The following is a 13,244-nucleotide window of genomic DNA, read 5'->3' on the forward strand; positions in this document are numbered from 1 at the left end:
ACAATTTGTAGATCTGGCGAGAGAGAAACTCTGATGAAAAACTGGAAAACAACTGCAGAAGCAATCCTCACCTCCGGCCCGGTTGTCCCGGTGATCGTGGTGAAAAAGCTGGAGCACGCCGTGCCGATGGCAAAAGCGCTGGTTGCAGGCGGCGTACGCGTACTGGAAGTGACCCTGCGTACCGAATGCGCGCTGGATGCCATCCGCGCAATCGCCAAAGAAGTCCCGGAGGCGATTGTCGGCGCCGGCACCGTGACTAACGCGGCGCAGCTGAAAGAAGTGACCGAGGCGGGAGCGCAGTTCGCTATCAGCCCGGGCCTGACCGATTCTCTGCTCAAGGCGGCGACTGAAGAAGGGACTATTCCACTGATCCCGGGTATCAGCACCGTATCCGAGCTGATGCTGGGCATGCAGTACGGCCTGAAAGAGTTTAAATTCTTCCCGGCTGAAGCGAACGGCGGCGTGAAGGCGCTGCAGGCAATTGGCGGTCCGTTCGCCCATATTCGTTTCTGCCCGACCGGCGGGATCTCTCCGGCTAACTACCGAGACTACCTGGCGCTGAACAGCGTTCTGTGTATCGGCGGTTCATGGCTGGTACCGGCGGATGCGCTGGAAGCAGGCGATTACGACCGTATCACCACTCTGGCTCGTGAAGCGGTAGAAGGCGCGAAGTAATTTCCGCGCCTCAGTTCTGACCCGGTAAGCGGCAACGCTACCGGGTTTTTTTATCCCTCAACCACCACCGCTGACGCCGCGGCTTTGGCGCGCGCAACCGCCTCATCGACGCTCTCCGCTACCGCCAGCGTAACGCCCAGACGACGGGAACCGTCAATTTCCGGCTTACCGAACAGACGCACCTGCAGGCCCGCGCCGACGGCGGCCTGAAGGTTGCCGAAGGTTACATTGTGGCTGGTGAGCTGCGGCAGAATCACCGCGGAAGCCGCCGGGCCATACTGGCGAATCGCACCAACCGGCAGACCGAGGAAGGCGCGGACGTGCAGGGCGAACTCCGACAGATCCTGCGAAATGAGCGTAACCATTCCGGTATCGTGCGGACGCGGCGAGACTTCGCTAAAAATCACTTCATCGCCGCACACGAACAGCTCGACGCCGAACAGGCCGTAACCGCCGAGCGCCAGCACCACGTTGCGGGCAATTTCCTGCGCGCGGGCCAGCGCCAGCTCGCTCATCTGCTGAGGTTGCCAGGATTCGCGATAGTCGCCATCTTCCTGACGGTGGCCGACCGGGGCGCAGAAGTGCACGCCGTCGACCGCGCTGACGGTGAGCAGGGTGATTTCAAAATCGAAGTTCACCACGCCTTCGACAATAACGCGGCCGGCGCCGGCGCGGCCGCCCTGCTGGGCATAAAGCCACGCGTCGGCCAGCTGTTCGCGGCGGTGGATAAAGCTTTGTCCTTTACCGGAAGAGCTCATCACCGGCTTGACGATACACGGCAGGCCAATCTCGTTCACTGCGTCGTTAAAGGCGGCTTCACTGTCGGCAAAACGATAGGCCGAGGTTGGAAGCTGCAGCTCTTCAGCGGCCAGGCGGCGAATGCCTTCACGGTTCATCGTCAGCTTTGCGGCGCGCGCGGTGGGAACGACTTTTTGTCCGCACAGCTCCAGCTCGACCAGAGTATCGGTGGCGATGGCTTCAATTTCCGGCACGATAAAGTCGGGTTTTTCTTGCTCAATTATGGCGCGCAGGGCATCTCCGTGCAGCATGTTGACGACATGTGAACGGTGCGCGACCTGCATGGCCGGCGCGTCAGGGTAGCGATCGACGGCGATGGTCTCAATGCCCAGACGTTGACACTCGATGGCGACTTCCTTACCCAGCTCGCCGGAACCTAACAGCATAACTCGCGTTGCCGCAGGGCGCAGCGCTGTGCCTAATACAGTCATGACTCTCTTCCGCAGTAAAAAAACATGCGCCGTAGTATAAACGAAAACGTTTGCGTCTGTCTTTATGCGCGTGAGTTGAGTCCTGGCCCTAAATTTGCTATACTGTATATAAATACAGTATAAAAAAGGGCTGCACAATGGCGGTTGAAATCAAATATGTGGTGATTCGCGAAGGTGAGGAAAAGATGTCTTTTACCAGCAAAAAAGAGGCCGATGCTTACGACAAAATGCTCGATCTTGCCGAAGTCCTTAACGACTGGCTGGTAGACTGCCCGCTGACGCTTGATGAAGCCCAGCGTGATGAGATGGCGATGTGGCTGGCGGAGCGCAAAGACACCTTACATCACATTATGAAGTCCGGAAAACTCCCGGAAGCGGAAGAGCACGCCGCCGGGCAGGATGAAAACGAACAACAGTCCGCAGACGCTGGCGATGACGCCATCAGCGCCAGCGTGGATGACAGCGTGGATGACGGCGCGGCGGAAAAAGCGGCGCCAAAATCGCGCAAGGCGAAAGCGGCCTGAGCCACCCGGAATTTGCGCATCTTTAGCCACTGATAACATTTCCTGACATCGCGTCGTTTAGGCTGATGACATCGCCTATTGTGCAACGAGGAAATCATGGCTAACTGGCTTAATCAACTTCAGTCTCTGCTGGGTCAGCAGGGTCAATCTTCTTCATCTGACGATCGTTCGGGCGGTAAAAATCTGCTGCTGCCCGGCGCGCTTGGCGGCCTGGCGGGACTGCTGGTCGCCAGCAAATCGTCGCGTAAGCTGCTGGCGAAATACGGCACCAGCGCGCTGCTGGTTGGCGGCGGCGCGGTGGCAGGAAGCGTTCTGTGGAACAAGTATCAGCAGAAAATGCGCGCCGGTTCGCCGCAGCCGGCCGGCCAGGTTCCGTCGTCACCTGAACCTGATGCCCGCAGCGAGCGGCTGATTCAGGCGCTGGTTTTTGCCGCCAAAAGCGACGGGCATATTGATGAAAACGAACGCGCGAGCATCGAAGAGCAGCTGCGCGCGGCTAATATCGACGTGCAGGGGCGGGTGCTTATCGATCGCGCATTGACTCAGCCCCTGGACCCGCAGCGCCTGGCGCAGGGTATCAGCAGCGAGCAGGAAGCGCTGGAAGTCTACTATCTGAGCTGTGCGGTGATTGATATTGACCATTTTATGGAGCGCAGCTACCTCAACGCCCTGGGCGAAGCGCTGAAAATCCCTGCGGACGTGCGGTCCGAGATCGAACAGGATATTCAGGCGCAAAAGCAGGCTCTTCCCTCTTAAATCATCACGTTCCGCTTGCATCGCTGGCAGCTTTTGCCACCCTTATATACGGGTCATCTCTCAGCCTGACGTCGCGCAGGCCGGGGATGATCCTCTCTCCGGCGTTTTCTCACCAGCGGTAGCCGAGCGTCGGTCCGCTGTTGGCCGTTTACCAACCTTCGGGGCAGAGCGATTTATGCCGGGAAGATTTCTTGTCTTGCCGTCCGGACGCGCGTCGATTAACGTTGTGCGCATAAAATTAAGCCGAAGAAGAACAAAGAGATGCTACCAAAAGCGAAACGGGTTCCCCGCGCGATGACCTTACATGGCGATACGCGTATTGATAACTACTTCTGGCTGCGTGACGATGAGCGTTCGCAGCCGGCGGTGCTGGATTATCTGCGCGAGGAGAATGCCTACGGCAAAGCGGTGATGGACACCCAGCGTAGCCTGCAGGAGCGGGTGCTGAAAGAGATTATCGACCGCATCCCCCAGCGCGAAGTCTCCGCGCCTTACAGTAAAAATGGCTATCGCTATCGTCAGGTCTATGAGCCGGGCTGCGAATATGCGATTTACCAACGCCAGTCGGTGCTCAAAGAGGAGTGGGACCCGTGGGAGCTTCTGCTCGATAGCAACCAGCGCGCGGCGCAAAGCGAGTTTTACACCCTCGGCGGGCTGGGGATCTCCCCGGACAACGGTCTGATGGCGCTGGCGGAGGATTATCTCTCCCGGCGGCAGTACAGCCTGCGCTTGTGCAACCTCTCCGACGGTAGCTGGTATCCCGAAGTGCTGGAGAACGTCTCCCCGGGATTCGCCTGGAGCAACGACTCACGCACCCTGTGGTATGTGCGCAAACACCCCACCACGCTGCTGCCGTACCAGGTCTGGCGACATACCGTCGGCACCTCGGCGGAAGCGGACGTGCTGGTATACGAAGAGCAGGATGAAACCTTTTACGTCAGCGTCCATAAGACCACCTCGCAGCAGTTTGTGGTTATCTACCTTGCGAGCGCGACCACCAGCGAAGTGCGGCTGCTGAATGCTGAAATGCCCGACGCCGAGCCGGTGTGCTTTCTGTCGCGGCGCAAAGATCATGAATACAGCCTCGATCACTATCAGCACGCGTTCTACCTGCGTTCTAATCGTGAAGGCAAAAACTTCGGTCTCTACCTTACGCATCAGCGCGACGAGCAGCAGTGGCAGGCCCTGATCCCGCCGCGCGATGACGTGATGCTGGAAGGTTTTACGCTGTTTACCGACTGGCTGGTGGTGGAGGAGCGCCAGCATGGGCTTACCAGCCTGCGGCAGATCAACCGTACGACCCGGGAAGCGGTGGGTATTGCCTTTGATGACCCGGCCTACGTTACCTGGCTTGCCTATAATCCCGAGCCGGAAACCTCGCGCTTACGCTACGGCTACTCCTCGATGACCACGCCGGATACGCTGTTTGAGCTCGATATGGATACCGGTGAACGGCGGGTGCTTAAACAGCAGGAGGTTAAAGGTTTCGACGCCAGCCATTACCGCAGCGAACATCTGTGGATCCAGGCCCGCGACGGCGTTGAAGTTCCGGTCTCGCTGGTCTACCGGCACGAATACTTCCGCCGCAGCGCCAGCCCGCTGCTGGTTTACGCCTATGGTTCATACGGCGCCAGCGAGGACGCAGATTTCAGCGCCAGCCGCCTGAGCCTGCTTGACCGCGGCTTTGTTTTCGCCATCGCCCACGTGCGCGGTGGCGGCGAGCTGGGGCAGCAGTGGTATGAGGACGGGAAGTTTCTTTGCAAGAACAATACCTTCAATGATTACCTCGACGTCTGCGATGCGCTGCTGAAGCAGGGCTACGGCGATCCGCAGCTGTGCTACGGCATGGGCGGCAGCGCCGGTGGGATGCTCATGGGCGTGGCCATCAATCAGCGCCCGGAGCTGTTTCATGGCGTAGTGGCGCAGGTACCCTTTGTTGACGTGCTCACCACCATGCTCGACGAGTCGATTCCCCTAACAACCGGGGAGTTTGAAGAGTGGGGCAACCCGCAGGATGAAACGTACTATCGCTATATGAAGGGCTATAGCCCCTACGATAACGTTACGGCTCAGGCCTATCCGCATATGCTGGTGACCACCGGGCTACATGACTCCCAGGTGCAGTACTGGGAACCGGCAAAATGGGTGGCGAAGCTGCGTGAACTGAAAACGAACGATAATCTGCTGCTGCTGTGTACCGATATGGATTCAGGGCACGGCGGGAAATCGGGACGTTTTAAAAGCTATGAGGGCGTGGCTCTCGAGTACGCGTTTCTGATAGGCCTGGCGCAGGGAACGCTGCCAGGCCAGGCCGACGTATAGGGCAGGCGCTTAGTCCCCGAGGTAGTGCTTGAGGGTTAAGCGCAGCTCGGGGCTCATCCGATCCAGGTTGTTGAACAGCCAGCGTAGGTAGCCCGGATCGTTTTCCGCCACTTCAGCAACCGGCTTGCCGCGATACTTGCCAAACGTGAAGGTGGTCAACAGCGCCGGACGGCCGGTAATGGTCGCCATATCGTCAGGCGACCAGCCGGAGACGTTGATAATATCCAGGAGCAGCGCGGCGGTGATATAGCAGTCATAGAGCGCGCGGTGGTGGTGCAGGCCTGCGGGCGTGGTGACGTTCAGCTTACGCGACTTATAGAGCCCCATATTGCTATATTTAATCCCCGGCCACAGGCGGCGCGCCAGCTTCATGGTGCAAATCCAGTCGCCGTGCATCTCTGGCAACACCCGCCGGTCAAAGCTGGCGTTATGGGCAACGTACCAGGGACTACCCAAATAGTGCGGGACAATCTCTTCAATCCACGGCTGGTCGGCGACCATCTCTTCGGTGATGTGATGAATAGCCATCGCCTGCGGGCTGATAGGCCGATCGGGGCGGACCAGATGGCTCATCGGATTGGTTATCTGGCCATCGACAATATCGACCGAGGCTATTTCTACGATGCCTCCCTGCAGTCCGCAGGTTTCTGTATCGATTACGCGTAGCATTGCGCGCTCCGGGTCAAAGGGGTCAGCGTAATAGAATGCGCCGGTCTTGCCAACCCGGGCGTCCGCAGGAGGGCCGAATTATTTCGTTTTGGGTTCATAGGGCAGGCGCGAGAGTGAAACGGATGCCAGGCGATGGGCGATCAGGCGTTCGCGGAACCAGTCCCGGAGATGAGCAGGCTGCTCTCTTTCGACTAAATCGGCGACCACCGGCATATTGTAACGTTCTTTAAAGGCGACGCCGGCTGCCGCAAGATCGACATTGACCTTGTCCATCTCGTCCTGCGAGATTTTTGCCAGATTATTTTCCATTGGGTTTCTCCTGGGTGATACCGAAAGCCGGTCGAGGGTAACGTAAGACTTAAACGCATGGCTCGACTACGCCATTATACAGGGTTATTCTCTGTGCTACATACATAACGAAAAGGAATGACGATTATGCGTATTCTCGCCGGTAGCGCGCTGCGCGTTTCTGCTCTTCTCGCCGGTTTGCTGGTCAGCGCCGGGGCTTTTGCCCACGCGCATCTGCAGCAACAAACCCCCGCCGCAGATTCTACGGTGAGCGCTTCGCCGCAGGCGCTAACGCTGAGCTTTTCCGAGGGTATCGAAACCCGCTTCAGCAGCGTGACGCTTAACGGCCCTCAGCAAAAAGCGGTGGCTACCGGCAAGCTGGCGCTTAGCGATGATAATAAAGCGCAGCTGATCGTCCCGCTGGCGCAGCCCTTAACGGCGGGTGAATATACCGTTGACTGGCACGTGGTCTCCGTCGATGGTCATAAAACCAAAGGGCAATACCACTTTACCGTCAAATAAACGATGCTCGCGGCACTCTATATCGCTTTACGCTTTGTCCACTTCGGCTCGCTGATGGTGGCTTTCGGCTGCGTGCTGTACGGCGCGTGGTGGGCGCCAGCGACGCTTCGTCGTCTGCTGATGCAGCGGTTTTATCCGCTGCTTCGCTACCTGCTGTTGATTAGCGCGCTTTCAGCGCTGCTGATGCTGATGGCGCAGGGCGGCCTGATGGGCGAGGGCTGGCCGGATGTCTGGCAACCCGCCATCTGGCAAGCCGTTGCCGGCACGCGGTTTGGTAGCGTGTGGGTGTGGCAAATACTGCTGGCCTGGGTGACGCTCATCGTCGTCTGGCTTAAGCCGCGCCATCCGGCGCGACTGCTGCTGGTGCTACTCTGCGGCCAGCTGCTTCTGCTGGCGGGAGTGGGCCATGCGGCGATGAGTGAGGGCGGGCTGGGGGGGCTGCAGCGCACCAATCATGCGGTGCATTTGTTCTGCGTCGCCGGCTGGTTTGGCGGGCTGCTGCCGTTTATCTACTGCCTGCGTTTGCTGCAGGGGCGCTGGCGGCAGGCGGCGATTGGCGCCATGATGCGCTTTTCGCGCTACGGGCATCTGGCGGTGGCCGGAACCATTGCCAGCGGCGTGGTGAATACGCTGCTGATTCAGGGCGGATTGTTCAGCGATTCTCCGTGGGGCAGGGCGCTGTTGATCAAATGTGCTCTGGTCGCGGGGATGGTGGCAATCGCGCTGGTGAACCGGTATGTTCTGGTACCTCGAATGTCGATGGACGAGGCGCGGGCAGAGCAGCTCATTTTGCGTACCACGCAGGTGGAGATGGCGCTGGGGGCGCTGGCGCTGCTGGCCGTCAGCCTGTTTGCAACCTGGGAACCTTATTGAATTAACTGGTTAAATCATGAAAAAAATTGTTCTGACACTGATGTTACTGGCAAGCTCCAGCGCCGCGCTGGCGGCCCCGCAGGTTATCACCGTTAGTCGCTTTGAAGTCGGTAAGGATAGCTGGGCATTTAACCGGGAGGAGGTCATGCTGACCTGTCGTCCGGGAAATGCGCTGTATGCCATCAATCCCAGTACCCTGGTGCAGTATCCGTTGAATGATACTGCCATTGAGCAGGTCAAGGCCGGTAAAACCAGCGGCCAGCCGATTTCTGTGATCCAGATCGACGACCCCCAGCATCCGGGGCAAAAAATGAGCCTGGCACCATTTATCGAGCGTGCGCAAAAGCTGTGCTGATTTTTGGAATTATCTGGCTGTATTAAAATGAAAAAACCGCCGTTTACCTGCATCAGGAACGGCGGTTTTTTTATGCGTCTCCGCGATTTTACCAGGAATTATTGGCCCACTTTTGTTGCGGACTGGAAAACCTGACGCGGTAAACTATTCTTATAAGGCAAGGCGACTTAGCCTGCATTAATGCCAACTTTTAGCGCACGGCTCTCTCCCAAGAGCCATTTCCCTGGACCGAATACAGGAATCGTGTTCGGTCTCTTTTTATCTATATCTTTCAAAAGCCTATCTTCAGAAGGCCCGAAACGATCCCTCATTTCCCGACGCAACCTTTTTCCCTTATACCACAACAAAAAACGCATTCACATTTCCTTTACAGAAAAACGCGGCGTTAAAGCCTCTCCAGGAGACGGTCAGGCGCTCTTACTGGCGCCAGCCGTCGCTGTCGGGCGCGCTGCCAGGAAAGCAGTCGTTGGCCACCTTCAGCGTAACCTTGAGTACCACCTGCTGATGGCCGATGGCGTAGTTGCAAGGGTAAAGGAGTCAGCTGAACCAAAACGAGGTTACAGGTAAAGGGATGCAAGGAGAGCGATGGTTCTAAGCGGATGATTCAAAGAGGGAATAGCGCATTGGCATCGGCCCCGGCATTGGGTCCCTGCGCAGCACCCGGAGCGATTTTAGCGCCGGATAAATTGACCGGGCGGATTCGTCTGTTTGTGGATGAGTAAACCGTAATGATTAGTATTATTGATACTGTTTTAGGCATCAAAAATGACGATGAAGTGAGAAAAAGAAAGCGCAGGATGAATTCGTAAATAAAAAAACGGGTTTATTCCGGAGCGACTAAAGAGGGATATAGCTGCGTCTCCAGATAACTGACGAGGGACCAGATTTCACCGCTGAAAATAAACCACAGGGAAGCCGTCAAAATAATCAAGACGATAGCCAACAGCACTGCTTCTGCTTTACTCATAACTTCAATGGCTACCTGAACGGAAACGGAGAAGTGATGATAGTAACGAAAGCGCAGGATAAGATGCAAACGCCGTTGCTAAAACGGCGTTGATTTGTTGGAAGGCTACGCCTGCGAGGAGCCGGCGGCGAGTGCGATAACCCGGGCATTCAGCTCATCGAGCAGCTGGAAGCGGCGGCGATACTCAGCCCGTTTTTTGCTGGCAATCTCGTCCAAAGACTTGCGCTCAAGGCGCAGCGGCAAGCGCCAGCGCCACGCGCCGTCGGCCGCGCCTTCAATAGACTTCCAGAACTCGTCATAGCTGGCGTGGAAGTGGCGTCCTTTACTCAAGCGATAGCGTAATGCCCTGAAAACGTGGCCGTTATCGCTGACGCCATAAATCGCCCGGATATTGCTTTGCGCCGCCAGCGCCCAGATAAACTCCAGCAGCAGGCGTTTAGGAAACAGGCCGTAGCAGGCGCGGGTAGCCTGCTTTATCGCCTCGTGCGGGACGTTGCGCCGCGGCCCCTGCAGCCCGCCGATGGTCAGCTGCCACTGCTCCTGTTCGCGCACCACGCTGAACGTCGCGGTGGCCAGCACCGTTTGGCTACCGTCGCGCAGCCAAAGCGTAGTTTCGCCTTCGCGCTCGGCTTTCCCGGCAGAGGAGGCCGAGATCGTGAACCGGGAGTCATCTTTGCCCTGCAGCTCCAGCAGCGGCATCTCCTGTACCGCGGTCATGGCGGCACTCAGCCGGCCGGCGGGTAAGGTATCGATATATTGATAGTGGCTGACAATCGCCGCGGCGCGCTGGCCGGCGTTGAGCCCGCGCCTCAGGTACTGACGATGAACTTTGCCCGGCAGAGTTGCCTGAGCGGCGAGCAGCTGGCTGAAGTTGGGCCGCGCCGCGAGATTATCCAGCATCAGCCGGGTCGGCGTGTAAAATAATGCTGTTCGCAGCAGGAACTTAAGCCGGTAATTACGCTTTTGCCAGATTGGCGCGGGAATAAGTCTGCCCATAACCAGATCGGTAATTAGATTTGTGCGTGGCTGTAGTACGTAGGCTGAATGCAGGCTATTGTCCGTCACGATGAATACCTCGGCGTTATTTAGCCTCTATTTTAGTGAGACTCGGACGCGAGATTAATGCCCCGGCGGACTATATTTCCGTTTCGTTTAAATTTTATTGAGGTGTGTTTCCGGAAGGGGAATAAGAGAAATAACTCGCTATAATTATAGCTGGAGGAACAATATGTATCAGCATCTTGATGGTTCAGGCTGGCGTAATATTTGGCTCGTCGGTGATCTGCACGGCTGCCTTGCGCAGCTGACGGCAAAACTGCGGCTGCTGAGGTTTGACCCGTACCAGGATCTGCTTATCTCAGTGGGCGATCTGATCGATCGCGGGCCGCAAAGTGCGGCATGTCTGGGCCTGCTCGACTGTCGCTGGTTTCGCGCGGTGCGGGGCAATCATGAGCAGATGGCGCTGGAGGCGCAGGAGAGCGGGAAGCCGGCGCTGTGGATGCTCAACGGCGGGCGCTGGTTCCAGGAGAGCTCGCCAAACGCGCGACAGCAGATGGCGCCGCTCTTTGCTCGCTGCCGTCAGTTGCCGTTGATTATTGAGCTCTGCGCCAGCTCGCAGACGCATATTATTGCCCACGCAGACTATCCGGCGTCGTTCTACCGGTGGCAGCAGCCGGTGGACGCATCCCAGGTCCTGTGGAACCGTCAACGTCTGACGGACCATCTGGCCGGGCGACACGGGGCTATCGGCGGCGCCGATCATTTCTGGTTTGGCCATACTCCGCTCACGCAGCGCTACGACAGCGATAACCAGCACTACATTGATACCGGAGCCGTCTTTGGCGGCGAGCTGACCCTCGTGCAGCTGCAGCAGGCAGGTTAGAAATCGCTGTATTCGCTGGCGGGGCGCCAGAAACCGTCGATAAAATCTTCTACCGGAAAGCAGCCGCCCTGGCGGATCCGCTGATCGTCCATCGCGACTATACAGCGTCGTTCGTCGTCATAAACATCCACGACAATATCCTCGCAGCCGCCGTCCAGGTAACAAATGAACAAAACTAAGGCAAACATCCTGGCCACATGTTCAGGTTAACATGCTAATAAGTATAGGGGGGTTTAGCGAGTGCGGGGGGTAAATAACCCGTCTCAGGCGACGGGTTCTTTTTGAGTCAGGCTACGCGCATGACCCAGGCGTCAGATTGTTGATCGTAGTGCTTACGGTAGAGAACAGAATGTTGACCATCAAGAATAGCGGGAACGCTGGTATCAGCATCCCAACCGTCGAGCTGCATACATAAATCCGGGTCGGATTTGCAGGGAATGCTTAACGTTCGCTCTCCCTGCTGTTCACCGTGCAGTTCGGCATCGTCTATCTCAAACGCGCCGATGCGTATGCTTGTTTTGCTCATAAATTCACCCCGTTTGTCTGCTGAATTGTGGTACGACCAGTTAAGGCCGCAATTTTCAGCGTAGACAATGGGGCGCAAATCGCCAGTTAAAAAATGCTGTTTTTCTGCGCTTAATCACACCTTGCCGGCAAATAGCTTCCCGTCGCGCACCAGCTCGCGTGGATAGCTGTTCTTCAGGCGCGAACCGACTTTTTTCGCCAGGCCCAGGGGAGCGCCCTGATAAGTGACGATCGCTTCGTCCTGCTGCGGCGCGGTTTGCGGGTAAATATCGCGTCCGCGATACCACTCTTCGGCTTCACTCTGCGTTAGCTCAAAAGGCGTCGCGGATGCGGCAAGGGCGATAACCGCCTCGTGCTGCCAGCGGAAGCCCTTGTTGTGCGTTTCCGCCAGCCTGAGCCCAATCCGCGAAAAGCGGACCTTGCCAATAAACGCTTCCAGGGCTTGCGGAAATAGCCAAATTTCCTTATCGCGTTGCCAGAGGGTATGGCTTTCATCCCAGCGCAGGCCAACGGCCGCCGCGGCGTCCGACACGGCGGCGCTTTCCCGCCGCTTGAGGGGAACAAACGGAAACTTACCGACCTTGTAGCCCGGCGCCGGCAGCGGTTCAACGGCGGCGGTTTTACGCAGACGGGCAACGAAGAATCCCTCGCAGTCATAAATCTGCGGGAAGACGTGAAGAAAGCCCTCTGTGGTCAGGGCCTCGCTGGCCTGGGGGAAGAGCGCGCCAAGAGGCAGCGTCTCCACCGCCTGCGGGTAGCGCGCCAGCAGCCAGTGCACCACGTCCTCATTCTCTTCGCGGTTCAGGGTGCAGGTTGAGTACACCAGCGTACCGCCCGGTTGCAGGGCGTGAAAGGCGCTATCGATAAGCTCGCGCTGGGTTGCGGCGATTTGCTGGTTGCTTTCCGAGGACCAGTTTTTCAAGGCATCGGGATCTTTGCGCACCACGCCTTCGCCGGAGCAGGGGGCGTCGAGCAGGATGGCATCGAAGCACTCCGGCAGCGCGGCGCCAAATACCCGGCCATCGAAATGCGTCAGCGCGACGTTGCTTATTCCGCAGCGGCTGATGTTGGCATGGAGGACTTTGACCCGGCTGGCGGAATATTCGTTGGCGAGGATCCCGCCTTTGTTACCCATCCGGGCGGCGATTTGCGTGGTTTTTGACCCCGGCGCGGCGGCGACATCCATCACCCGCTGCGGCATATCGCCATCGGCAAACAGGGCGGCAACCGGCAGCATTGAGCTGGCTTCCTGAATATAGAAGAGTCCGCTGAGATGCTCGGCGGTGCTGCCTAACGGCAGGGACTCCTCATCCTCGCGCTCGATCCAAAATCCCTCTGCGCACCACGGCACCGGCGTAAGCTGCCAGCCATAGGGGGCGACCAGCTGCAGAAAGTCAGCCACGCTGGTTTTCAGCGTGTTAACGCGGATGCTGCGGCGTAGCGGACGTTGGCAGGCGGCAATAAAATCGTCGAATGAGAGATGCGTCGGCATTGCCGCACGCATTTGAGCGAGGAATTCGTCAGGAAGAAAGACAGCGTTTTGAGCCACTGGAGCGCACCACAAGAAAAAAGGGTGCGCAGTTTAACATAAATGCTCCGGCATCGGACACCGGAGCGTTTAGCCAGCGCGGAGTTCAGGCGTCGGGATGGCGGCTGA

The 13,244-nt window shown here is 57.8% G+C and carries 17 protein-coding genes; 8 read left to right on the top strand and 9 right to left on the bottom strand.

The features are described from left to right. Nucleotides 1–33 precede the first annotated feature (33 nt). The gene (locus GO007_RS16365) at nucleotides 34–675 is read left to right on the top strand and encodes a bifunctional 4-hydroxy-2-oxoglutarate aldolase/2-dehydro-3-deoxy-phosphogluconate aldolase (RefSeq protein ID WP_095101698.1); all 642 of its coding nucleotides are present in this window, start codon (nucleotides 34–36) and stop codon (nucleotides 673–675) included. A gap of 50 nt (nucleotides 676–725) precedes the next feature. Here GO007_RS16365 and purT read toward each other — a convergent pair whose 3' ends face one another. Further along, nucleotides 726–1,904, bottom strand: coding sequence for a formate-dependent phosphoribosylglycinamide formyltransferase (purT, locus tag GO007_RS16370; protein WP_095101700.1), 1,179 nt, complete (start codon nucleotides 1,902–1,904; stop codon nucleotides 726–728). Nucleotides 1,905–2,041: 137 nt separating this feature from the next. On the opposite strand from purT, the gene GO007_RS16375 reads away from it, so the two are divergent. The 3 genes from GO007_RS16375 (at nucleotide 2,042) to ptrB (ending at nucleotide 5,506) form a co-directional block, all read left to right on the top strand. Next, nucleotides 2,042–2,428, top strand: coding sequence for a YebG family protein (locus GO007_RS16375; protein ID WP_095101702.1), 387 nt, complete (start codon nucleotides 2,042–2,044; stop codon nucleotides 2,426–2,428). Between the two features lie 96 nt (nucleotides 2,429–2,524). After that, nucleotides 2,525–3,184, top strand: a complete 660-nt coding sequence (locus tag GO007_RS16380) for a tellurite resistance TerB family protein (RefSeq protein WP_095101704.1) — start codon at nucleotides 2,525–2,527, stop codon at nucleotides 3,182–3,184. A 261-nt stretch (nucleotides 3,185–3,445) separates the two neighbouring features. After that, nucleotides 3,446–5,506 (top strand): oligopeptidase B, encoded by a 2,061-nt coding sequence (ptrB, locus tag GO007_RS16385; RefSeq protein WP_095101706.1) that lies wholly within the window; start codon nucleotides 3,446–3,448, stop codon nucleotides 5,504–5,506. 9 nt (nucleotides 5,507–5,515) lie between these two features. Here the strand turns inward: ptrB and exoX are convergent, their stop codons facing one another. Together exoX and GO007_RS16395 are read right to left on the bottom strand one after the other, a co-directional pair. Next, the gene (gene exoX / locus GO007_RS16390; protein ID WP_095101708.1) at nucleotides 5,516–6,175 is read right to left on the bottom strand and encodes an exodeoxyribonuclease X; all 660 of its coding nucleotides are present in this window, start codon (nucleotides 6,173–6,175) and stop codon (nucleotides 5,516–5,518) included. A 78-nt stretch (nucleotides 6,176–6,253) separates the two neighbouring features. After that, nucleotides 6,254–6,484, bottom strand: a complete 231-nt coding sequence (locus tag GO007_RS16395; protein WP_041146219.1) for a DNA polymerase III subunit theta — start codon at nucleotides 6,482–6,484, stop codon at nucleotides 6,254–6,256. 126 nt (nucleotides 6,485–6,610) lie between these two features. Here GO007_RS16395 and yobA point away from each other — a divergent pair, with 126 nt between their 5' ends. Genes yobA through GO007_RS16410 form a run of 3 tightly spaced genes read left to right on the top strand, consistent with a single transcriptional unit; the run spans nucleotide 6,611 to nucleotide 8,213 of the window. Further along, nucleotides 6,611–6,985 (top strand): CopC domain-containing protein YobA, encoded by a 375-nt coding sequence (yobA, locus tag GO007_RS16400; protein WP_095101710.1) that lies wholly within the window; start codon nucleotides 6,611–6,613, stop codon nucleotides 6,983–6,985. Nucleotides 6,986–6,988: 3 nt separating this feature from the next. Next, nucleotides 6,989–7,858: a copper homeostasis membrane protein CopD gene (gene copD / locus GO007_RS16405; RefSeq protein WP_095101712.1), complete on the top strand. Its 870-nt coding sequence runs from the start codon at nucleotides 6,989–6,991 to the stop codon at nucleotides 7,856–7,858. A 16-nt stretch (nucleotides 7,859–7,874) separates the two neighbouring features. Then, on the top strand, nucleotides 7,875–8,213 hold the full coding sequence (locus GO007_RS16410) for a YebY family protein (RefSeq protein ID WP_157349241.1): 339 nt from the start codon (nucleotides 7,875–7,877) through the stop codon (nucleotides 8,211–8,213). Nucleotides 8,214–8,380: 167 nt separating this feature from the next. Here the strand turns inward: GO007_RS16410 and GO007_RS16415 are convergent, their stop codons facing one another. The 3 genes from GO007_RS16415 to GO007_RS16425 form a co-directional block, all read right to left on the bottom strand. Further along, entirely contained in the window at nucleotides 8,381–8,569 is a 189-nt protein-coding gene (locus GO007_RS16415) for a hypothetical protein (RefSeq protein WP_095101716.1), read from the bottom strand. A gap of 467 nt (nucleotides 8,570–9,036) precedes the next feature. Then, nucleotides 9,037–9,180 (bottom strand): Ecr family regulatory small membrane protein, encoded by a 144-nt coding sequence (locus GO007_RS16420; protein ID WP_141334947.1) that lies wholly within the window; start codon nucleotides 9,178–9,180, stop codon nucleotides 9,037–9,039. 105 nt (nucleotides 9,181–9,285) lie between these two features. Continuing rightward, nucleotides 9,286–10,245, bottom strand: a complete 960-nt coding sequence (locus GO007_RS16425; RefSeq protein ID WP_095101720.1) for a VirK/YbjX family protein — start codon at nucleotides 10,243–10,245, stop codon at nucleotides 9,286–9,288. A 163-nt stretch (nucleotides 10,246–10,408) separates the two neighbouring features. Here GO007_RS16425 and pphA point away from each other — a divergent pair, with 163 nt between their 5' ends. Continuing rightward, on the top strand, nucleotides 10,409–11,062 hold the full coding sequence (gene pphA / locus GO007_RS16430) for a protein-serine/threonine phosphatase (RefSeq protein WP_095101722.1): 654 nt from the start codon (nucleotides 10,409–10,411) through the stop codon (nucleotides 11,060–11,062). Here pphA and GO007_RS16435 read toward each other — a convergent pair. The 3 genes from GO007_RS16435 to rsmF form a co-directional block, all read right to left on the bottom strand. Further along, nucleotides 11,059–11,250, bottom strand: coding sequence for a YdfD/YebW family protein (locus tag GO007_RS16435; protein ID WP_095101724.1), 192 nt, complete (start codon nucleotides 11,248–11,250; stop codon nucleotides 11,059–11,061). The genes pphA and GO007_RS16435 overlap by 4 nt on opposite strands. A gap of 98 nt (nucleotides 11,251–11,348) precedes the next feature. Beyond that, the gene (locus tag GO007_RS16440) at nucleotides 11,349–11,588 is read right to left on the bottom strand and encodes a YebV family protein (protein ID WP_095101726.1); all 240 of its coding nucleotides are present in this window, start codon (nucleotides 11,586–11,588) and stop codon (nucleotides 11,349–11,351) included. A gap of 114 nt (nucleotides 11,589–11,702) precedes the next feature. Continuing rightward, nucleotides 11,703–13,136 (bottom strand): 16S rRNA (cytosine(1407)-C(5))-methyltransferase RsmF, encoded by a 1,434-nt coding sequence (rsmF, locus tag GO007_RS16445; protein WP_095101728.1) that lies wholly within the window; start codon nucleotides 13,134–13,136, stop codon nucleotides 11,703–11,705. Nucleotides 13,137–13,244 lie beyond the last annotated feature (108 nt).

The sequence above is a fragment of the Klebsiella sp. 10-1 genome (genome assembly GCF_009758445.1).
Classification (GTDB): Bacteria; Pseudomonadota; Gammaproteobacteria; order Enterobacterales; family Enterobacteriaceae; genus Klebsiella; species Klebsiella scottii.